General features: G+C 46.0%; 17 protein-coding genes. 11 read left to right on the top strand and 6 right to left on the bottom strand.

The window, feature by feature from the left end:
- Window positions 1-150 precede the first annotated feature (150 nt).
- The 3 genes from ACR0QT_RS01875 (at window position 151) to ACR0QT_RS01865 (ending at window position 5045) form a co-directional block, all read left to right on the top strand.
- Window positions 151-2499 (top strand): urease accessory protein UreH domain-containing protein, encoded by a 2349-nt coding sequence (locus tag ACR0QT_RS01875; RefSeq protein WP_432629207.1) that lies wholly within the window; start codon window positions 151-153, stop codon window positions 2497-2499.
- A 178-nt stretch (window positions 2500-2677) separates the two neighbouring features.
- Window positions 2678-3370: a response regulator transcription factor gene (locus ACR0QT_RS01870; protein ID WP_432629206.1), complete on the top strand. Its 693-nt coding sequence runs from the start codon at window positions 2678-2680 to the stop codon at window positions 3368-3370.
- A gap of 109 nt (window positions 3371-3479) precedes the next feature.
- The gene (locus tag ACR0QT_RS01865; protein WP_432629205.1) at window positions 3480-5045 is read left to right on the top strand and encodes a sensor histidine kinase; all 1566 of its coding nucleotides are present in this window, start codon (window positions 3480-3482) and stop codon (window positions 5043-5045) included.
- Window positions 5046-5305: 260 nt separating this feature from the next.
- Here ACR0QT_RS01865 and ACR0QT_RS01860 read toward each other — a convergent pair whose 3' ends face one another.
- Window positions 5306-5614: a hypothetical protein gene (locus tag ACR0QT_RS01860; protein ID WP_432629204.1), complete on the bottom strand. Its 309-nt coding sequence runs from the start codon at window positions 5612-5614 to the stop codon at window positions 5306-5308.
- Between the two features lie 267 nt (window positions 5615-5881).
- Here ACR0QT_RS01860 and ACR0QT_RS01855 point away from each other — a divergent pair, with 267 nt between their 5' ends.
- From ACR0QT_RS01855 to ACR0QT_RS01825, 7 genes are all read left to right on the top strand, one after another.
- The gene (locus tag ACR0QT_RS01855; RefSeq protein ID WP_432629203.1) at window positions 5882-6685 is read left to right on the top strand and encodes a gluconate 5-dehydrogenase; all 804 of its coding nucleotides are present in this window, start codon (window positions 5882-5884) and stop codon (window positions 6683-6685) included.
- A gap of 284 nt (window positions 6686-6969) precedes the next feature.
- Window positions 6970-7683: a GntR family transcriptional regulator gene (locus tag ACR0QT_RS01850; RefSeq protein ID WP_432629202.1), complete on the top strand. Its 714-nt coding sequence runs from the start codon at window positions 6970-6972 to the stop codon at window positions 7681-7683.
- Window positions 7684-8111: 428 nt separating this feature from the next.
- Window positions 8112-8765 carry a glycoside hydrolase family 25 protein gene (locus tag ACR0QT_RS01845; protein WP_432629201.1) on the top strand — a complete coding sequence of 218 codons (654 nt, stop codon included), beginning with the start codon at window positions 8112-8114 and terminating at the stop codon, window positions 8763-8765.
- A gap of 114 nt (window positions 8766-8879) precedes the next feature.
- The gene (locus ACR0QT_RS01840) at window positions 8880-9383 is read left to right on the top strand and encodes a hypothetical protein (protein WP_432629200.1); all 504 of its coding nucleotides are present in this window, start codon (window positions 8880-8882) and stop codon (window positions 9381-9383) included.
- Window positions 9384-10502 (top strand): transglutaminase domain-containing protein, encoded by a 1119-nt coding sequence (locus ACR0QT_RS01835; protein ID WP_432629199.1) that lies wholly within the window; start codon window positions 9384-9386, stop codon window positions 10500-10502.
- Complete coding sequence (locus tag ACR0QT_RS01830; protein WP_432629198.1) at window positions 10502-11509, top strand: DUF3878 family protein; 1008 nt, start codon at window positions 10502-10504, stop codon at window positions 11507-11509. The genes ACR0QT_RS01835 and ACR0QT_RS01830 overlap by 1 nt, the downstream gene beginning before the upstream one ends.
- Before the next feature lies 1 nt (window position 11510).
- Window positions 11511-12842: a Na+/H+ antiporter NhaC family protein gene (locus ACR0QT_RS01825; protein WP_432629197.1), complete on the top strand. Its 1332-nt coding sequence runs from the start codon at window positions 11511-11513 to the stop codon at window positions 12840-12842.
- Between the two features lie 31 nt (window positions 12843-12873).
- Here ACR0QT_RS01825 and ACR0QT_RS01820 read toward each other — a convergent pair whose 3' ends face one another.
- Genes ACR0QT_RS01820 through ACR0QT_RS01800 form a run of 5 tightly spaced genes read right to left on the bottom strand, consistent with a single transcriptional unit; the run spans window position 12874 to window position 18745 of the window.
- The gene (locus tag ACR0QT_RS01820) at window positions 12874-13572 is read right to left on the bottom strand and encodes a response regulator (RefSeq protein ID WP_432629196.1); all 699 of its coding nucleotides are present in this window, start codon (window positions 13570-13572) and stop codon (window positions 12874-12876) included.
- The gene (locus tag ACR0QT_RS01815) at window positions 13565-16165 is read right to left on the bottom strand and encodes a DUF4118 domain-containing protein (RefSeq protein WP_432629195.1); all 2601 of its coding nucleotides are present in this window, start codon (window positions 16163-16165) and stop codon (window positions 13565-13567) included. The genes ACR0QT_RS01820 and ACR0QT_RS01815 overlap by 8 nt, the downstream gene beginning before the upstream one ends.
- A 33-nt stretch (window positions 16166-16198) precedes the next feature.
- On the bottom strand, window positions 16199-16678 hold the full coding sequence (locus ACR0QT_RS01810; RefSeq protein WP_432629194.1) for a hypothetical protein: 480 nt from the start codon (window positions 16676-16678) through the stop codon (window positions 16199-16201).
- 60 nt (window positions 16679-16738) lie between these two features.
- The gene (locus ACR0QT_RS01805; RefSeq protein ID WP_432629193.1) at window positions 16739-17386 is read right to left on the bottom strand and encodes a potassium channel family protein; all 648 of its coding nucleotides are present in this window, start codon (window positions 17384-17386) and stop codon (window positions 16739-16741) included.
- 12 nt (window positions 17387-17398) lie between these two features.
- Window positions 17399-18745, bottom strand: a complete 1347-nt coding sequence (locus ACR0QT_RS01800) for a TrkH family potassium uptake protein (RefSeq protein ID WP_432629192.1) — start codon at window positions 18743-18745, stop codon at window positions 17399-17401.
- A gap of 685 nt (window positions 18746-19430) precedes the next feature.
- Here ACR0QT_RS01800 and ACR0QT_RS01795 point away from each other — a divergent pair.
- Window positions 19431-21044: a Wadjet anti-phage system protein JetA family protein gene (locus ACR0QT_RS01795; RefSeq protein ID WP_432629191.1), complete on the top strand. Its 1614-nt coding sequence runs from the start codon at window positions 19431-19433 to the stop codon at window positions 21042-21044.
- The last annotated feature ends 48 nt before the right edge of the window (window positions 21045-21092 follow it).

Genomic DNA, 21092 nt, shown 5'->3' with positions numbered 1-21092 from the left:
GAAAACGATAAAAGATAAGAAAACCACACAAAAATCACAAATCTTTTTGTTAGAATACAGACGCATTTGAAAAAACCGTGTGATCTGTTATCTAAGAAATATGTGATCACGATTATTTTCAGGTGTATTCGAAAAAGGAGATTATGTGAGATGTGTGAGAAAAGTGCGGTAAAAAAGAGGTTTTATATCGCGGGAATGACATGCATAAACTGTCAGAATAAAATTGAGTATAAGCTCAAAAATACTGCTGGAATCCATGAAGCCAAAGTTTGTTATGCAAACAGCTATGCAGATGTGGTTTATGATTCGGATGTGATTCGTCCGAAAGATATTCAGAGAATTATTGAAGAACTTGGTTATGAAATTGAAGCGCAGGCGGAGGGCGACAGAAGGCAGAAGATTGGCACAACACCGGCAAACGCAAAAAGAATGATTGTGCTTCTGTTGGCAGTGATTTCGCTGTATGTTCTGCTTCAGACGAGCGGAATTTTGAATCTCCTTGTGCCGAGTTATTTGGCGGACACAAAGATGGGATATGGCATGATGTTTGTCATTGGATTGCTGACCTCGGTGCACTGTATTGCGATGTGTGGAGGAATTAACCTCTCCCAATGTCTTTCTGTTTCTGGCGATCAAGTCGATGAAACTTGCAAAAAGAAAACGAAGACCAGGATTTCCCAGCCAGTCATTCTGTACAATGCGGGGCGAGTCGTTTCTTATACGGCAATCGGATTTCTTCTGGGTCTTATCGGCATGGGACTGAGTGGAAATGGAAACTCTGGGATGGGGATCTCTGTGGCGCTGCAGGGAATGTTGAAGATCATTGCCGGAATTTTTATGGTAATTATGGGCATCAACATGTTGGGAATTTTTCCTTGGCTCAGGCGTTGGAATCTGCATATGCCAAACGGATTTGCCAGAAAGATCCACGCCCAGAAGCAGAAAAACAGACAGCCATTTGTGATTGGACTTTTAAATGGACTGATGCCGTGTGGACCTCTTCAGTCTATGCAGATTGTGGCACTTGCGTCCGGCAATCCGTTTGCGGGGGCATTTGCGATGTTTCTGTTCAGTCTTGGCACTGTGCCGTTGATGCTTGGACTTGGTTTTCTGGCGTCTGCTTTGAGCAAAAAATTTGCAGAGAAAGCGATGACGGTCGGAGCAGTTCTTGTGGCGGTTCTTGGACTTGCAATGATGGCACAGGGAGGTGCGCTGTCAGGGCTATTCTCAGCGGATCAGCTTCTGGTGATTTTCAGCGCACTTGGAGTCCTTGGTGTGATTTTTGAAATGAGAACGTGTTTGTCTGAAACGGCGGGCAAGCGGGAAAAACGGGAAAACGTTCTCCCGGTTGTGATGGGAATGATCGCGCTGGTAATCGTGATGGTTGGAATGATCGGGATGCAAACGGCTACTGGAAATGCAGGCGAATGGCGCTTGGGAGGAACAAATGGAATCGAAACCGATCAAAGAAGTCAAATCGTCCAAACGGATGGGACGGAGAAAAGAGATACGACAGCCAACATCGATGGGACAGATAAGATAGACAGGACAGGGGAAACAACCGATCCGTCGGAGAAAACATCAAGCCCGACATCGGAACCTCAGGTGATCAGGAGTACGTTGTCGGCAAGGAGATATCCGAATATTACGGTGCAGGCGGGAGTCCCGGTGAAGTGGATCATTGAGGCGCCGAAGGGTTCGATCAATGGTTGTAATTACAAGATGCTGATCCGGGAGTACGGTGTGGAGCACACGTTTTCGGAAGGCGAAAATGTGATTGAATTTGTTCCGACAAAATCAGGAACCGTTTCGTATACCTGTTGGATGGGAATGATCCGGGGAAATATTTTTGTCACCGATCAAAAGAATCAAGAGGTAGAAAATCAATCAGAAAATGCAGGAAAGGACCAGCAGAAAGACCAGAAGAAAGATCCGCAGGAAGACACGCAGATAGAAGGAGAAGGACAGGAAAATGACCAAGCGGAACAAAATGGAAAAACAGGGCAAATAGGGCAGAGCGATGGACAGTCTGCAAATGTACCGGTTTCTTCCGGCTATCAGATCCCGGTGGAACAGCTGGCAGTTGCCAGACGCACAAAGGATGAGACGGGTCAGGACATTCAGGAGGTTGCCATCAATCTGACAAAAAACGGTTTCAGCCCGGCAGTGATTGTGGTAGAATCAGATGTGCCAGTAAAATGGAAGATTACAAATACGTTGTCTGAGAAAGAAACGAAAGAAGAAAAGCAACTGCTTGTACCGAATTATTCAACAAAACTCGATCTGTTTTCTGGGGAAAATCTGTTCTATCTGTATCCGCAGGAGAGTTTTGAGGTTTCGACGGAGGATCATCAGTTTTATGCATATGTGAAAGTCGTGGGTGATCTCAGTCAGATTGATGAGGAGGCAATTCGCCGGGAAGTGCAGGAATTTGATCCGCTGATCTATCCCGAAGCGGTATTTGAGAGTGCGGGGATGAGCTGTTGTGGTGGTGATTAAACAGCAAATAAAGTCATTGATAAAGGAACAGAGGCTATAAGGTGTTCGACTGGAACGGCATTAAACAGCAAATAGAGTCATTGATAAAGGCGAGTAAAAAGGTAAGCAGTAAAGGTAAGCAACAAAGTAAGTGACAAGGTAAGCAACAAGGGTAAGTAACAAAGGTGAGGATTAGACGATGAAGACGATATTGGTGGTTGATGATGAGAGCATGATTCGTGAGTCGGTCAGTTCTTATCTGGAAAAACAGGGGTATCAGGTATTTTCAGCGGAGACAGGGCGGGAGGCATTGCGGATTTTTGAGAGCGAGCAGATCTCACTTCTGGTGTTGGATTTGATGCTTCCGGATTTGTCCGGGGAGGAGATTTGCAAGACTGTTCGCAGTCAGTCCCGCGTTCCGATCATCATGTTGACTGCAAAAACGATGGAAGACGATATGTTAAATGGACTTGATCTCGGTGCGGATGACTATATCACGAAACCGTTTAGTCTGAAAAATCTGTATGCCAGAGTGCGGGCGGTGCTCAGACGCGCTTCGGATGATTTAGAACCGCTTGCCGAAAAGATTTTCTGGAACGATGGGGATCTCGCTGTCGACTATGATCGCAAAGAAGTTTATAAGAAGGGGCGGGCGATAGCGGTGACACCGATTGAGTGGAAGATTTTGATGGCACTCACAAAATATCCGCAGAAAGTATTTACAAGAGAAAACTTGATCGAGCTTGTATTTGATCTGGACTTTTCCGGATATGACCGGGTGATTGACACGCACGTGAAAAATCTGCGAAAGAAAATAGAAGATGATCCCAAAAATCCAGTTTATATCTGTACGGTTCATGGGATGGGATATAAATTTGGAAGCAGGGTGTAATCAGAAAACAGGGAAAGAGAAAGCGCAAGAGTAAGATAAAGCAACAAGGAAGAAAGAGATACAAAGAAATACAAAGAGATACGTGTTAAGAAGTAAGAGGAAGAATCGCGTGAAACAGAGACTCGGCACACAGTTGGCACTTCGATTTGGAATGATTGTGTTTGTCACGATTGCTTTGATCAGTGTGAGTGCAAATGTTTTAATTCGCCATCAGTTTGAAAAAAATATTTCCGAGCGTCAGAGGACATTTTCGGAGGAACTGGCAGGGGCACTCGTGTCCCAGTACAACGATGCGACCGAAGCGTGGAATCTCGATTATATTCATGGATTTGGAATGTATGCGCTCAAAGAGGGATACATTCTCAAGGTCTATGACCGAAACGGGAAGGTTGTCTGGGATGCGGAGAATCATGATATGACAGCCTGCCATCAGGTTATGCAGGAGATCAGCACCAGAATGCAGGAAAAACGCCCGGATCTGGATGGAAATTTTGTGACGCATCGCTACGAGTTAAAACGAAGCACGTTATTAAAGCGGGTGACCAACCAGAAAAATGATCAGGAACATGTTCAGGAAAATAATCAGGAAAGCGGTCAGGAAAACGCTCAGAAGACTGGTCAGGAAAATGCCCAAGAAAACGCTCAGGAACCTGCGACGATTGGCTACCTCGATGTGAGTTATTATAGCCCCTATTATTTCAGTGAGAGCGATTTCGCATTTCTCGATTCGATGAATCGCATTCTTCTGATTGTCGGCATCTCCTCGATGGTGGGAGCGGTGGGAGCGGGCGTGATCCTTGCAAGGCGCCTGTCCGTGCCGATCACAAAGATGACGGAAATCACGGGAAAAATATCAGAGGGAAATTACGCGATCCGGTTTGAGTCCGGGGTGCAAACGCGGGAGTTGGCGGAACTCAGCAGTGCGGTCAACCAGATGGCAGAAAGTCTTGAGCGACAGGAGATTCTGCGCCGACGGCTGACTTCGGATGTGGCACATGAACTGCGCACGCCGATTGCGAATGTCTCCTCTTATCTGGAAGCAATCATCGAGGGCGTGTGGGAGCCGACCGCGGATCGACTGCAAAACTGCTATGAGGAGTTGGGACGAATCTCCGCGCTGATCGGAGATCTGGAGCGATTGCGCCAGATTGAAAATGAAAACATGTGTCTGGAAAAAGAAAAGGTGGATTTGCTGGAGTTAGCGCAAAGCGTGCGCTCTGCGTTTGAGCCGGAGTTTGAGAACAAACATCTCATCTGCACCGTGACGGGAGAGAAGACAATGATGCTTGGAGATCCCAAACGTCTTCATCAGGCGATTTTCAATCTGGTCTCAAATGCGATAAAATACTCAAATGAGTATGGGGAAATTCAGATTGCGGTGCACGAGCAGGAAGAGAGTGCCATTGTGGAGGTCAGCGATCAGGGAATTGGAATCTCACAGGATGACCTGCCGTTGATTTTTGAGCGTTTTTATCGCACCGATCGCTCCCGAAACCGGAAGACGGGCGGAGCCGGAATTGGTCTTACGATCACAAAGGCGATTGTTCAGGCACATGGAGGAAAGATTGTTGCAGAGAGCAGAGAAAATCATGGAAGCAAATTTGTGATGACCCTTCCAAGAGGGAACATCGATACGGATATGGATATCGATGCCGATACAGAAAATAAAATCTAGCGATAAAATCTGGAAATAGTGAAAATAGAAATTTAGCAGTAAAAGGATATCGCCTCGCACAAATGCTGTGGGGCGATATCCTTTTTTGTTTTGCGTTTTTGCCGTTTTCCTATATTTTATTTATTTGTTATTTATCTTACGTATTTTTCTTGACTTTGTTTTATCAAAAAAATTGTTTAAAAAGAACCATGAGCAACCATTAGTAACTATTAGCAACTGTTAGTAAATGTTTGGGAAAGATAGATTTTGCAAATCAGGTGTCAATTTCCACCGCATCCGCCACATCCATTGTTTCCACCACATCCGCCACCCGGTCTTCCCGGACCGCCCGGACCTCCTGGACCTCCGCCCGGGAACGGGAATCGGTCATTGTCATTTCCGGTCTCGAAACCATCTCGAAAACCTTCCTCGTAGCCTTCCCGGAAGCCATTGCGAAATGCCTGACGGTTGCGGTTGTTCCAACCGTTGTTTCCGTTGCAGCCATTTCTGCATCCACCGCATCCACATCCGTTTGAGTTGATTCCACATCCTCCGTTGCAACCATTTCCGCATCCATTGCATCCACACATATTTAAAAGCTCCTTTATTTGTCTTTGTAACATATCTTATGTGGACAGTTAGACATGTGTGAAAGACATGCTTTTTGAAATCTGATGGGGTCGAAAAAGAGGACAATTTCAGAGTGGCGAAATGTACAAAAAAGATGGTTTAGATTTGTCTGAAGTGCCAGTTGCATTTCGGAAACAAGTGTGGTATTGTATACTCACAAGCTAATTGTATACAAGTCAAAACGAGTGTATACAAAAATAAAAGTACGGAAAAGGAGAATAAACGATATGGATTACATCAATAACTATTCCCTGGAAGGTAAAGTAGCTCTGGTTACCGGAGCATCCTACGGAATTGGTTTTGCAATCGCAACCGCTATGGCTGGTGCAGGCGCAACGATCGTCTTCAATGATATCAAGCAGGAACTGGTAGATAAGGGTATCGCAGCTTACGAGGAGAAGGGCATCAAGGCTCACGGTTATGTATGTGACGTAACCAACGAGGATGCAGTCAACGAGATGGTTGCAAAGATCGAGAAGGAAGTTGGCGTGATTGATATTCTGGTAAACAATGCTGGAATTATCAAGAGAATCCCGATGATCGAGATGTCCGCAAAGGATTTCCGTCAGGTAATCGACGTAGATCTGAATGCTCCGTTTATCGTTTCTAAGGCAGTTATCCCGAGCATGATCAAGAAGGGTCACGGAAAGATCATCAACATCTGCTCCATGATGTCTGAGTTCGGACGTGAGACTGTTTCTGCATACGCAGCAGCAAAGGGTGGCTTAAAGATGCTGACCAGAAATATCTGCTCTGAGTACGGTGAGTACAACATTCAGTGCAACGGTATTGGACCTGGTTACATTGCAACTCCGCAGACCGCTCCGCTGAGAGAGAAACAGCCGGATGGCTCCAGACATCCGTTTGATCAGTTCATCGTTTCCAAGACCCCGGCAGGACGTTGGGGCGAGGCTTCCGATCTGGGTGGACCGGCAGTATTCCTTGCATCAGATGCATCTAACTTTGTAAATGGTCAGATTCTGTATGTAGATGGTGGAATTCAGGCATACATCGGAAAACAGCCTTCATAATGAATGATTTCGTGAAAAATCCTGATACATGAAGCAGGTTTTCTTTTGAACGACAAAAGCTCAAAGCTCTTTCTGCCGTCTTCGGATGACAGGAGGAGCTTTGTTTCGTTATTAGGAAATTGAAGGGAACAAAAAAGAAAGATTTGCATTTCCGGCATTATTCTTGTAAAATAGTAGGGATTTTGTAGAAATTTTCATTAAGAAAAATACCGGAGACGGGTTCTGGAAATAAAGATGGAAAACGAATATTGGGAATGGCGGAAGTGAAGGAGTGAGTGACAGCTATGGGTGAGAAGTGTCTGAAGAATCGCGGGGATTATGTGTTTGATACCTTAAAAAAAGAAATTTTGAAACTGGAATTGAAACCGGGACAGGCGATCAGTGAAAATGAGATCTGTGCCCGATTTGATGTTTCGAGAACGCCGGTTCGTGAGGCATTGCGCAGACTTCAGGAGCAGGGATTTGTTCGCACAGTCCCGTATTCGGGAACGTATGTGACGCTTCTGAATCTGGATGATATCCGCCAGATGATCTATATGCGAATCGCAGTGGAGCTGATGGTGATGAAGGATTTCATGCAGGTTGCCACCCCGCTTCTTTTGGAGGAGGTTCGTCACCAGATCCGCTGTCAGGAACTTCTGATTCAGCAGGCAAAATTTGAGCCGGAAGAATTCTATGCGATGGATGATCAGATGCATATGGTATGGTTCTCCGCGACGGGAAGACTCAAACTTTGGACGGTCATTCAGGCGCAACAGCTTCATTATACGCGTTTTCGGATGCTTGATTTTGTAACGGAGACAGATTTTACCCGTATCATCCGGGAGCATGCGGGGCTTTTGGATATGCTGGAAAAACGAGATACACATGATTTGGAAGAGGTATTGAAAAAGCATTTGTCCATTAGCATGACGAGGATGAAACATGCGATTGAGGTGGAGTATCGAAATTATTTTGAGCCGGACAGCATTGATTTTGAGGAAAATCGGTTGTTGTAGGATGAGAACGATATTAAATAAATCAGGTAATATGGAAAATGAAACGTGCAAAATGAAAAGTGAAAAATGATAGAGAAAGCAGGAGGATTTTATCACGCAGAGAGGATGTTCTCCTGTTTTTTATATCAATCGAAATTGGGCGATATGATTAATTGGTATTAAGTGGTATTAAGTGATATGAAGTGGCATCCATCAAATTTTCTTCATAAATTCTTTCGGATTCTCCGGTTGCATATCCAGACTGATTATTATAAGATAAGAGGGTAGTAACACTTCAAAAAATGGAGTGGTTGCGATTCATCTGGGGACAATAAAAAATATTTGGAGATATCATTTTGAAAATCAGATTATCGGGCAGAAAATCACTTTTGCTGATTTTTTTGTTACTGTCGTTTTTACTGCTGATTTTTTTTGGCGTACTCATTTATATGAAAAAGATCAATATCAATCAATTCTGGGTAAAGCAATATTCCATACATGGGATCGATGTCTCCCATCATCAGGGGGAGATTGACTGGAAAAAATTAAAAGAAGAGAAGGTACAGTTCGCTTATATCAAGGCGACTGAGGGAAGTGGTCATGTGGATGACCAGTTTGAGGATAACCGCAAACAGGCGCAGGCGGTTGGAATCCATACGGGAGCATATCATTTTTTCAGTTTTGAGAGTGCTCCGGAGACACAGGCAAAAATTTATATGGAGACGGTGGGAGATCTCGTCGGACAGATGGTTCCGGCTGTGGATGTGGAGTACTATGCACTCGGAAATGCAAAAATGCCGGAGCCGGAGGAGCTTGCTTCCTCCCTGCAAAAATTTCTTGACATTTTGGAAGAACACTATGGAAAGAAGCCTGTGATTTATACCACATACAAGTTTTATTCTCGCTATATTCGTGGAAAGTTTTCAGACTACCCGTTGTGGATTCGCAACACTTATTATCCACCTCTCGACATTGCAGGCTGGTCGTTCTGGCAGTACTGTGATGAAGGACGGTTTGAGGGTGTTGCAGATCAGAAAAGCGATGTGGATCTGGATGTTTTCCGGGGAACGGAGAGCGAGTTTGAACAGTTTTTTGTGGAGTAGAAGAACGAGGACGAGTAGAAACATTGCAGATAAAAACGATGAAAAAATTCGTTTGAATCCGTTTGAGACGATGCGGAAAGACAAAAGAATCTGAAAAATAGAGAGACAAAAGAAATGACAAAGAGAGAACAGAGTGACGATCCGGTCAAGTATCGGGTCTTAGAAATTTATGAGGCGGATTTCGGGTGCGAGGAGCGCCCGGAGGGGCAGGAGACGATGGTGATGGTTCGCCTGCAAAAAATAGATAAAGCTGAAGCAAATGAGGCTGAAGCGAATGGGGCTAAAATGAATAAGGCTGGAGCGGAGCTTGTGATGTCGGTTCGGGATGCCGGATTGACAGAGCAAAACATTGAGGAGGGGGATCTTGTCTGGCTGAGAGAAGGCGATTTGGTTCGCTTAGAGACACCGGAAGAAATACCGGACGACATGCGGAAAATGTCAGAAAAAATGCCAGAGAAAATATCAGAAAAAACATCAGAGAAAACATCAGAGATAGTACTAGATAAAATATTAGGCAATACATCAGAGATGGCATCAATTAAGACTCAGAATAAGATACAGAATAAGACGCAGAAAGAGATGTCTGCGGAGATGATGAGAACGGAGGACGCACAGTAGATGGAGGCATATTATTACAGCAAGATGAGCCGGGAATGTCAGACGGTTTATCGGGCGATGAAACAGGGATTTGAGAGTCTGGCAGAATCTTTTCAAGTCCCGCGTCTTGATGGACGTCTGCTTCACGAGGTGTTTTTCCAGTTGCGTCTGGATCATCCGGAGATTTTCTGGGTCTCCAGTTTTAAGTACAAGTATTATCAGGATTCCCCGAATCTGATTATGATTCCGGAGTATTTGTTTGAGAAGAGCAAGATTCAGGAACACCAGAAGGCGTTAAAGGCGCGTGTGGAGAAACTTGTGCGCCCCGCGCAGAAGATGAGTGAGTGGGAAAAAGAAAAATACATCCATGATTTTATCTGTGAGAATGTCCGCTATGATAAGTTAAAAAAGCCGTATTCCCATGAGATTATCGGGCCGCTCGGACAGGGGGTAGGTGTCTGCGAGGGCATTGCAAAGTCGGTGAAAGTGCTCTGCGATGCGATGGGAATCTGGTGTATGATTGCGCTCTGCGGAAACAATCCGGAGAAGGGAATCAAGTATCGCCATACATGGAATATCGTGAAGATCAATGGAACGTACTATCATCTCGATGTGACGTTTGACAACAGTTTGAGCAGAGAAAAGAAGTATGGCGATGGGACAAGAGAGACGAGTAGAAAAGAAAGTGGAAATCAGAGCGGAAAAGATGCCGGAGCGAAAGCGGGAGAGAAAATCCGCTATGATTATTTCAATCTGGATGACAAGGCAATCTTTCGCGATCACGAACCGCTGATTGCGCCAGCGCCTTCCTGCACGGACGGAGATCATTTTTATTATCGGGAAAAGAAACTTTCGTTCACGAAGGTGGAGGATGTCTATAAGCGGGCACAGCAGACCGCAAAAAAGGGAAAAGAGTTTACGTTTCACTGGAGAGGCGGTTATCTGACGAAGGCGGTGCTCGAGGAATTGCTTGAGTGCATGGCAAAGGCGGGAACGGAGAGACAGAAAAAGGCGAAACTCAGCTTAAACTGGCCTCAGGCGGTGATGCGTCTTTCCTATGTGCCGGATGAGACGAGATCTCCGGAGGAACTTGCGCAGATGGTGACGATGGAAGATGCAAACGAAGGAGAGCAGGAGTGATGGAAGGGATAGAAGCGATAGATCCGTTTAGACGATTGGAACAGCTTCTTGCACAGGATCAGTTTGAGCTTCTGTTGGAAGAAGAGGAAGAACAGAAAGAAAAGCAGGAAAAACAGGAAAAACGCCGTGATCTTCGCCTTGTCTATCTGATGAACGATGCGACGGAAAGTTTTCTTGTCTTTGAACATGCGGTGATTACGGGAACGTACCAGGCGGATTACGAGGGCGAGTTGGAGGCCACGCTGGAGTGCCAGGAAAACTCGGAAAGCCCATATATCCTGATTGTCCGTCAGGGTGACAGCGTGGTGACGATCTTTTTTCGGGATTTGAAATTTGAGTGTCATCTGTATGATTACGGGCAGATCGGGCATTTCTGGGTCAGTGGATATGAGTATTTGCGCCAGTTGGAGTATCGGATTGCGATTTTGAGGGACAAGTGCGAGTATCTCGGGAATGAATTTTGTACGGAGGAGGAGAGAAAATTTGCGTCGCTGGCGCATTTTCCGCCCCTCAATCACACAAACTATCCGGCAGTTCCGGAGCGTTATCTCGTACCGCAGGAAGAACCGTGGATTCCGACTGAGCAGGCGATTGCTGTCATGGAGGAGCTTGCAACAGAGGCGGGAGATCACAGGTTTCTGTGCCTTCTCAAAATTTATCGCAGGCATCCGGGCAAGATGATGGCGCGTTTTCTCGCAATGCTTTTGCACACGAATGCTCATGCAAAAGTGACGGATCTTTTGGAGGCGCATCTCAGACAGATCGCGGGAATCTATCCGAAGCGCTCTTTTGGGGAGTCGGCGGATGCCAGCTTTCAGATTGCAATGTCGAAGGCGAGACGCAGACAGGTGGAGCTTGAAAAGCAGGGTGTGCACTCGATGATCCTCAGAGAAGAGCCATTTGAGATTGCGAGGGATTCGATTGGATTTACGGCATATCTGATGATCTGGAAACCGGGATGGATCAATCGACGGACGGAAATTGAAAAATGGGAGGGACAGTGCTGAGATGGAGGCGATTGCACTTGGTCTGTTTTCGGCAGGTCTTTTAATTTGCGTATTTACCGGAAAATCGATTTTGCTTGCGATGATATTCGGGTATGTGCTTTTCTTTGGATATGGGATTGCGCGTCATCACAGCGCGGGGCAGATGGTTCGCTGTTCGCTCGGAGGAATCCGCACGGTGAAGAATATTTTGATCACGTTTCTTCTGATCGGAATGATCACGGCGATCTGGCGAGGCAGTGGAACGATTGCCCTGCTTGTCTGTGAGGCATCACGTTTTTGCTCCCCGTCCGCGATTCTTCTCGTGACATTTCTGATGTGCTGTCTGATCTCTGTGCTCACGGGAACCTCGTTTGGAAGCACGGCGACGATGGGCGTGATCTGTGTGACGATTGCAAACAGCATGGGCGTTCCCATTTTTTATACCGGCGGAGCGGTGCTTGCAGGTGTCTTTTTCGGGGATCGCTGTTCTCCGATGTCGACGAGTGCCCTTCTCGTGAGTGAACTGACAAAGACGGATATTTTTAAAAATATCGGAAAGATGGTAAAAACTTCGGTTGTCCCGTTTGTGCTGACCTGTCTGATCTACTGGAAACTTGGACAGGCTTACACGTCGGGAGCGGGGAGTGTTGCGATTGAGAAAGTGTTGCGTTCCTATTATGATCTCTCCTGGGTAGTTGTGCTCCCGGCGGTGATTGTAATCCTGTTTTCTGTGTTCCGGCAGAATGTAAAAATCACCCTGCTTGTCAGCAGTCTGAGTGGAATTTTGATTGCCGGCTTTGCTCAGCACCTCTCTCCGGCGCAGATCGTGCATCTTTGCGTGTTTGGATTTTCGGCAAAGAGTGCCGAGGTTGCCACCTTTATGAATGGAGGGGGACTGCTCTCGATGACACGCGTTTTTCTGATTGTGTGCATCTCCTCGTGCTATGCGGGGATTTTCAAGGAGACGCATTTCCTGGATCATCTTCAAGATGGAATCCTTCGATTGGGCGAAAGAATCACGCCGTTTGGTGCAATTTTGTTGACCTCGATTGTGACAAGTGCGATTGCCTGCAACCAGACGCTCGCGATTATGCTGACGCATCAGCTCTGTGGGCCGGTGGTTAAAAATCAGGAGGAGTTGGCGATTGATCTGGAAAATACGGCGGTCGTCGTTGCACCGTTGATCCCGTGGTCGATAGCCGGGGCAGTTCCGCTTGCGACGGTTGGAGCGCCGGAGAGCTGTCTGATCACGGCTGTATATCTGTATCTGATTCCGCTTTGGAATCTCGCGGTGCAGGCGATGCATCATCGGTCGCGACATGATCGATCCCGCCATGCATCGGGGAATGCATAAAGCTACATTTATATCGTTGAGCACGGTCAGTTTATTCTACTTTCATCATTCGATATCCGACACCGATGTGGGTCTGGATATATTGATGGGAGATGGGAGCTTGCTCTAGTTTTTTTCGCAGTGTTGCCATAAAGACGCGCAGAGATCCGACGTCTGTTTCCAGACTGCTTCCCCAGACATTCTGAAGAATGTATTTGTGGGTCAAAACTTTTCCGGTGTTGCGTGCCAATAAGCACAGCAGTTTGTACTCCATTGGAGTGAGGGAGAGTTCCTGATCGGCAAGATAGGCGCAGCCGGATGCATAGTCAATGCGTAGCTGTCCGTTTTCGTAAATGGCTTCCTGGGAGAGATTGTTCTGCATGAGTGCAAGACGCCGTTGAACCACACGCAGACGGGCAAGAAGTTCGTCTACCGAAAAAGGTTTTGTCAGATAGTCGTCAGCACCGGCATCCAAAGCATCGATTTTATCGATATCTTCACTTCTGGCGCTGATGACGATGATGGGAATATTTGACCAGCTTCTGATCCGCCGAATGACCTCAACTCCATCGATATCTGGAAGTCCTAAATCCAGAAGAATGATATCAGGATTGTGAGAGGCAACTTCCATCACGGCGCCCTCACCGATTGCGGAAGTGATAAAACGATAATCATGTGCTTTCAGTGTAGTGGTGATCAGATTTCGGACTGGGGTGTCGTCTTCGACTACTAAAACCTGGAATTTACTCATAAAAAGGAACCTCCTCTAATGGAATGGTAAAGCTGAAAATAGCTCCGTGCGGCAGATTGTCAGATACCGAAAGGACTCCGCCGTGAGCTTCTATAATGGATTTACATAGATACAGTCCAAGTCCCAAACTGCGTCGGTTGTCTGCTATTTTTTGATTTCCACAGTAAAATTTTTCAAAGATTCGTTCTTTATCTGCGAGTGGGATTCCATTTCCCGTATCGGCGATGGAAATCTCTGCCATATTTCCCTTTTTCTTTGAAGTGATTGTGATGGAAGAGTCTGCAGGAGTGTATTTTACTGCATTGTCTATAATGTTAGCGATAACCTGAACGAGAAGTTTCGCATCTGCTTTGACTAAAAGCAGGTCATCCTCGAAGGAAACTGAGAGCGTATGTCTGTCCAGTTTCCGCTTAATGTGCCAGATGGCCTCTTCAACAATTTCGCTGAGCAATTCCGTGGAAGTGCGCAGTGTCATTTTCCCTTCTTCAATCCGGGTGGCATACAAAAGATTTTCTACGAGATCGATAAGCCACATGGAGTCATTGTAAATATCAGAGTAAATCTGTTGCTTTGTCTCTTCATCAAAATAATTTCCATTGCTCATCAGATTGCTTGCATTTCCGGAAATAGAGGTCAGAGGTGTGCGCAAATCATGGGAGATCGTGCGGAGCATATTGGCGCGGAGCTGTTCACTTTTTGCGAGGATTGCCGCGGCCTCTTTTTCACAGAGATTTTTTTCATTTTCAAGAGCAAGTGCCGCTTCGCCGAGAATAGAGAGCAAAATGCTGTGGGCAGGAGCGTCCAAGGGAGTGTTTTTTGCCTCGATTCCGATGACTCCGTAAACCCGTTCATTCATGCGAAGTGCAAAATAGAGATACTGGGTATGGGAATGGGTGTCTGTGGTTGCACCGGCCGTGTGATTGTTCGCTAAAACCCACTGCGCAGCGGTCCGTTCACGCTCAAAATTGTATGGGACGGGAAGGTCTGCGGTCTCCTTTGCCTGTGAAAAATAAGGGTCGGACAGTTTGCCATTTACATTTTCAAAAATCACTACGTTTCGTTCCAGAAGTTTTTGAATCTGTTTTGCTGTGGCTTCAAAAATTTCTTTTTTTCCGTTTGCTTTGGACAGCAGCTGATCCGTGTCAAACAAGATTTTGGTCCGGTATGCGATTTTTGCAGATTGTCCGGCCTGTGCCTTGTACCGGATTGCCATGGTTCCGGTGATATAAGCGGTCAGAAACATGACAATAAAGGTGACGGGATACCCTGTACCATAGGCGGTGAGAGAAAACTTCGGAATGGTAAACAAATAATTGAAAATGCATACACTTGCAACGGAAGAAATCAAACTGTAGACCTGATGGGACGTCACGATAGAGGTCAGCAGGACACCCAGAATGTATACCATAATAATATTTGCACTTGTAAATCCCAGATGATCGAACAAGATGCTCAGCAGAGTGGCACCGAAAAGGATGGCACTGCTTTTGAGTGTGTTTGTGAAAATGCTGTGTTTTTTTAGATAATCGTTCCGCCGCTTCTGACGATAAGGCAGTTCGGTACAACGATCTGGAATAATGTGGATGTCCATTTCCGGATCGTAGGAGAGAAGCTGTTCAGTCAGGGTAGGTTTTCCAAAAAAACGCTTGCGGGTCATCGCACTTCTGCCAAGAACAATCTTGGTGATGCCGGATAATCGGGCATACTCGGCAATCTGATATGGGACGTCATCTCCGTAGATAGTCTCGATATTTGCACCAAGCTGTTCGGCAAGCTTGATATGATTGTGCAGCCGTTCTTTGTTTTCCTGGGTTTCCTCCGCAAAGTCGGGAGTTTCTACAAAGAGAGCAGTAAACTGGCTGTTGAACGCCCGTGCCATTCGGGCCGCTGTTCGAATGATCTTTGCATTTGAGGGGGCTGAGGACAGACAGGCAAGGATATGCTCGTCGGTGTGAAACCGGTTTGTTTTTGAAAGCTGGCTCGACAGGCGTTTGACCCGATCTGCACAGCGCCGGAGAGCGATTTCCCGCAGGGCGGTCAATTGTTCGACGGTAAGTTTGGAGTCGGCAGTGTCCTTTTCTTGTAAGCGTTCAATGAGTTCCTGCGGCTCGATGTCAATTAATTCTACCTGATCGGCATTGTCAAAGATGGAATCAGGGATGCGATTCCATGTGGTGATGCCTGTGATCGATGCCACGGTATCGTGGAGACTTTCAAGGTTGCTCACGTTGACCGTTGTGTATACATCAATTCCATGATTGATCAGTTCCGTCACTTCCTGATAGCGCTTTTTATGGCGGCATTCTGCCTGGTTTGAATGTGCCAGTTCATCGACTAGAATCAGTTCGGGATTCCGGCTCAACGCGAGATCAATATCAAAACTTTGATTTTCACAGTTGAGCCATTCGAGCTGGTTGAGAACATCCGATAATTCCGAGTCTTCTTCCAAGGTGTGCAGGGCAACGTAACCAACGACAACGTCAATTCCCTGTTCTTTGGCAGTCAAAGCTGCCTTTAGCATGGAATGGGTTTTGCCGATGCTTTCTGCATAGCTGAAAAAAATTTTTAAACGCCCTTTTTTTATTTGCTCCATCTGCATGGTCCTCCTGGTCTACGACAAATTTTATCATAAAAAAGGTGTTTTTTCCACCAGGAATGCGTTCTCAAATGCGAGCAGGATTCGGTCGCGGCATCGAGAGGAGACATGTCTGTTCCACACAATCCAGAAACAGCAGTTCTTATCTGGATTTTTGATATGGATGCGCCCAAAATCATGGCTGTCCGGCAGTTCCTGAATGTTCTGCTCAGAGATAAAAGCGAGGTCCACAGCACCATCGGAAATTTTTTGTAAGAGCGGGCGAAAACTCCTGACGCTGAAATGAAATTCTATGCATGGACTTATGTGAAGACAGGAGTCCAATATTTTGATGGAAAGGTTCCGAAGGACAGGGGGCTCAGAGGCAATGGCGATGACGGTGTTCTGGTCAGGCGGAAGTTGCCGGTTGTTCTGCTCCATGAAGTCATCAAAACGTTTTGATAGATAATATCCAAATGAAAAAAGGACGAGCGCAGTAACCATTAAAAGCAGTTTGTCAGTCCACTTCATTTTCTTCACCCCCATATGTTGTTTGTGTCTTGCAAGTTATTTTGTAGAAAGTTTTGTCGCTCAGATACGGAAGCATTTTTGAATTGCTTTCTGTTCTCCCAGAACGAGAATGGATTTCTCGGCACTGAGAATGGTATCCGGCACAATATTCATGTGCAGTTTGCCGTTTTCTCGGATGGCGAGGATGCTGATGCCGTATTTTTTGCGGATGTCAAGCTGGAGAATGGATTTTCCGATCCATTCGGAGGGGACAGAAAGTTCAAATATAGAGTAATTTTCATCCAGCTCAATGTAGTCTAAAATGTTATCGGAGGTGCAGCGGATCGCAGTCCAGGATGCCAGCTGCTTTTCGGGATAGACAACCTCATCTGCTCCATTTCGCAGTAAAAATTTTTCTTGTACCCCGGTGGATGCCCGGGCGATTACTTTTTTTGCTCCCAGTTCTTTTAAGAGAGAGGCCGTCTCAAGAGAGTTTTGAAAATTGTCTCCGATGGCGACAATGCACGCATCAAAGTTTCGTATTCCGAGAGAGGAAAGAAATTCTTCATTTGTGCTGTCGCCGATCTGTGCATTTGTGACAAAGGGAAGAACAGAATTCACGCGTTCTTCATTGCTGTCTACGGCCATAATCTGGTGATTTAATTCGTTGAGTTTCCGGGCAATGTGTTTGCCGAAACGTCCAAGTCCAATTAATAATACTGATTTCATAAAATATGCTCCTTATCCAACGGTTAGTTTTTCTTGAGGAAATCTCGCAGTGTGTCCCTGGTTTCCGGAGAGAGCGGAAAAAATGAGAGTTAAACCGCCTACTCGTCCGATGTACATTAACAGAATTAAAATGAACTGGGATGAGATTCCAAGGTTTGGGGTGATTCCGAGTGTCAGACCTACGGTGCCGATCGCTGAGGCGGTCTCAAACAGGCAGACAAGCAAGGGAAGGCTTTCGATTCGGCTGATGGCAAATCCACCGAACACAAATAAGGTGAGGTACATCATCAGGATGGTCGTGGCATTCCGGATCGTGTCATCGTCGACTCTTCGCCCGAAGAAATGGGTGTGCTCCCTGCGGCGGAAAACGGAGATTGCCGTGGAGAGAAGGACAGCGATCGTTGTTGTTTTCATACCGCCGGCAGTGGATCCGGGAGAACCGCCAACTAACATCAGCATGATGGTGATGGCAATGCCGACTTCGCTGATCTGGGTCAGATCAATGGTGTTGAATCCGGCAGTTCTCGGTGTGACTGCCTGAAAGAGGGAGATGAGGATCCGCTTCCCGAATGGAATGTTTTCAAATTCCAGAAAGAAAAAATAGAGTGCGGGAAGAAGGATCAGCAGCGAGGTTGTCATAAGGATGACCTTACTCTGCATGCGGTATTTTTGAATGTGGTAAGTATGGGTTTTGACATCATCCCAGGTCATAAATCCGATTCCGCCAAGAACAATAAGTGACATGACAGAGAGATTGATGACAGGATTTTCAATGAAGGCTGTCAGAGAGGAATAGGGAAGCTGGATTCCCATCAAATCAAATCCGGCATTGCAAAATGCCGAGATTGAATGAAAAAGGGCATACCACGTTCCCTTTCGTCCTCCAAACATTTTGTAAAAGGTTGGGAACATACTCACTGCGCCGAGAAATTCAAAAAGAATGGTCATTTTGATGATGAATCCGGTTAACCGCACAATACCGCCTACTTTATGTGCAGAAATTGCTTCCTGCATCGTGCTGCGCTGCTTCAAACTGATTCGTTTTCCGGATATGACGGAGATTGCAACGGCTACGGTGATGACGCCCATGCCTCCGATCTGGATGAGAAAGAGGATGATGGTCTGTCCGAATGTACTCCAGTAGGTCGCGGTATCTCTCACGATCAGCCCGGTGACGCAGACTGCGGATGTGGCGGTGAAAAGAGCATCGGTAAAGATCGCTCCTTTTCCATCCTGTGTGGAAATCGGCAGCATTAGCAGCAGACTTCCCAACAGAATGACACCTGCAAAACCGAGAATAATAATCTGCGAGGAAGATAAATGTTTTTTAATTCGTCTCGTGTGTTCTGTATGTTTCATGTTTATATCCTTGCCTTCGTTTGTGCTTTTTTGCCCTGATTTTTACTGCGGGTTGTTTCTATTTTCTGATTTCATTATTTCATATAGAGTATAAAATGTGTATTAGCGTCGATTTGACGGTATTAAATTTGTATTAAGATGGGCATAAAAATATTTTCTCTTGCATCAGCGAAAGAAACGCGCTAGAATAAAAGGCGGAATGCATTCAGTACATTCCGCTTCACCAGTTCTGGGAAGAGTATGGGCTTTCCGCCTGTATCGGAGGTGTCCGGTCTCACACTTGATTATCCCGAGAACACACTCCGGCTGGTGAGAACTTCATAATGAGAAATGAAAAGTTCATAAATATCATAAATAAAAGATACGGTTTGATTTTTTAGCGCATGTGGAGAGAAGTTGTTTGATTCTTTTCTGCATGCGTATTTTTGTGAATGGAAAAATCAAAAATCAGAAACTAAAAAATCAGAGACCCAAAATCGAACATATGATCGAAAATAATTGCTATTTTGGAAAAAATGTGGTAAGATAAAGGAAAATAAAAAAGTGCCCGAGAGGCATGAAACGATGTCGCTGGTTTGTGATATGGGGACGGTGACAAGCTGACAAAGCAGAATGGCTGGAATGTAGTGTAGTGTGATAGATGGAATGCATTCTGTCTTTGAAGGAAGAGAGGAAAGAGGGAGATATGCCGAAACTTTTTGATATGATTCCATCTGGTTTTTTTAACTGTCTGTCAAGCGCGGGCAATAACCAGATTTATTCGGATTGCCTCCAGTTGATTTATGATCAGTATGAGAGGGAGGTATCTTATCGGATCGCGCGAAGCCGGATTCGAGACGCACTGGCATCGTACCTGCTTGAGAATCAGGTCAATGAGCTGGAGCCTGATCTGGATCTGAGCATGAATCTTGAACAGAATCCCGATCAGAATTTTGACCGGAATTTGGATGATCAGGAGCCAGGTCCCGATCCGTCTTTGGCAGCAGATAGAGATAGAAACTTAAGAAAAGAGAATGTGGACAGGGAGGAGACCTCTTCCCCGGCAAGGCGAAACTACAATGAGCTGGCGAACGCGGTGATTCGCCGTTTTTGTTCTAAGGAGATCGGCTGGCTTGAGGAAGACACCGATGATGCCACCTATGAGAAGCACATCGAGATGACGGAGCAGGGAATTTTGCTCGCAGAATTCTTGCAACAACTGCGAAAGCCGGAGCGGGAGGAGTTTTCCAGCTATCTCTATAACATTTACAATATCTTGCATAATGAGGATCAGTGGAAGCATGAGCCGTATGTAAATGGTTTAAAGAATATTTACCGGAATGCAAAGATGCTCTCAAAGTCTTTGAAGCGTCTCTCCACCTTTATCCGAAAGATCATTGAGCGGATGGCTGAGGAGGAGACGCTTGAGAGCCTGACGGAGAATGTGATCGAGTACTGCGAGGGAGACTTCATCCGGGAGTATGCGCGTCTGACGAAACAGCAGAATATTCATCTGTACCGGACGTTTATTCGTCAGAAACTCGACGAGATTCAGAACAATCAGGATCTCTATGAGGAGCTTGCAAGAGAATGTGCGAAGGAGGAAGAGATCACACTCTGGGAGGCGGAGGACGCCGTCCTCGATATGATTCAGGCGACGCGCAATTTCCTGACGGAAGACTATGACAAGATTATGCGGGACATCAAGCACAAGATCAATGTCTACTTGCAGATTGCGATTGGCAGAGCGCGATTTATCCGCAATCAGGATACGGATGTGCGCGGAAGTGTCGAGCAGACGATTCGTTATCTTGCGCGGGAGATGAAGATGGTCGGATGGAAAGATCCGCTCGGGGAAGATTTGCAATCGCTGTTCGCTCTGGAAAAGAATGAGTTTCTTGATCTTGATTCTCTGCGCTATCCGAGAAAGATACAGAGAATCCGCAAGGAGACAATTTCTGAGTTTCAGGAGATGACGAGTGAGGACGTCGAACAGGCTCGTCTCGCACATGAGAGAGAGTCCTACAATCCATACTCGAAAGACCGGATGAAGCAGTATTTGGATCGCGCGATGGAGGAGGCAATCCGAAAGAGCGATTGTGTGAGTGAGACAGAGACGGGGAAAGAGTCTGCGGTTCTCACGAGTGAGGATCTTCCGCTTGCAGACAGCGAGGATCTTCTGTGTGCGTTGTCCGCGGTCGCCTATGCGAATGAAAATGGCTACACCGTAGAGCCGGCGGACGGATATGTGAGGGCAGATCATCTGCTCCTGCGCCGGTTTGAGATTCGCAGGGCAGACAAGCCAGATGAAATAAAATAAATACGATTCCGTATGCATTTTGTATGGAGTTTTATATAGAGATAGAGG

It is taken from the genome of Brotaphodocola sp. (genome assembly GCF_050873365.1).
Classification (GTDB): domain Bacteria; phylum Bacillota; class Clostridia; order Lachnospirales; family Lachnospiraceae; genus Brotaphodocola.
This window is presented reverse-complemented; position numbering and strand designations above follow the sequence as displayed.

Bases quoted from the DNA above. Each gene is read 5' to 3' on its own strand.
- ACR0QT_RS01875 (WP_432629207.1), top strand. From the start codon at position 151: ATGTGTGAGAAAAGTGCGGTAAAAAAGAGGTTTTATATCGCGGGAATG.
- ACR0QT_RS01870 (WP_432629206.1), top strand. From the start codon at position 2,678: ATGAAGACGATATTGGTGGTTGATGATGAGAGCATGATTCGTGAGTCG.
- ACR0QT_RS01860 (WP_432629204.1), bottom strand. From the start codon at position 5,614: ATGTGTGGATGCAATGGATGCGGAAATGGTTGCAACGGAGGATGTGGA.
- ACR0QT_RS01855 (WP_432629203.1), top strand. From the start codon at position 5,882: ATGGATTACATCAATAACTATTCCCTGGAAGGTAAAGTAGCTCTGGTT.
- ACR0QT_RS01850 (WP_432629202.1), top strand. From the start codon at position 6,970: ATGGGTGAGAAGTGTCTGAAGAATCGCGGGGATTATGTGTTTGATACC.
- ACR0QT_RS01845 (WP_432629201.1), top strand. From the start codon at position 8,112: ATGAAAAAGATCAATATCAATCAATTCTGGGTAAAGCAATATTCCATA.
- ACR0QT_RS01840 (WP_432629200.1), top strand. From the start codon at position 8,880: ATGACAAAGAGAGAACAGAGTGACGATCCGGTCAAGTATCGGGTCTTA.
- ACR0QT_RS01835 (WP_432629199.1), top strand. From the start codon at position 9,384: ATGGAGGCATATTATTACAGCAAGATGAGCCGGGAATGTCAGACGGTT.
- ACR0QT_RS01830 (WP_432629198.1), top strand. From the start codon at position 10,502: ATGGAAGGGATAGAAGCGATAGATCCGTTTAGACGATTGGAACAGCTT.
- ACR0QT_RS01825 (WP_432629197.1), top strand. From the start codon at position 11,511: ATGGAGGCGATTGCACTTGGTCTGTTTTCGGCAGGTCTTTTAATTTGC.
- ACR0QT_RS01820 (WP_432629196.1), bottom strand. From the start codon at position 13,572: ATGAGTAAATTCCAGGTTTTAGTAGTCGAAGACGACACCCCAGTCCGA.
- ACR0QT_RS01815 (WP_432629195.1), bottom strand. From the start codon at position 16,165: ATGGAGCAAATAAAAAAAGGGCGTTTAAAAATTTTTTTCAGCTATGCA.
- ACR0QT_RS01810 (WP_432629194.1), bottom strand. From the start codon at position 16,678: ATGAAGTGGACTGACAAACTGCTTTTAATGGTTACTGCGCTCGTCCTT.
- ACR0QT_RS01805 (WP_432629193.1), bottom strand. From the start codon at position 17,386: ATGAAATCAGTATTATTAATTGGACTTGGACGTTTCGGCAAACACATT.
- ACR0QT_RS01800 (WP_432629192.1), bottom strand. From the start codon at position 18,745: ATGAAACATACAGAACACACGAGACGAATTAAAAAACATTTATCTTCC.
- ACR0QT_RS01795 (WP_432629191.1), top strand. From the start codon at position 19,431: ATGCCGAAACTTTTTGATATGATTCCATCTGGTTTTTTTAACTGTCTG.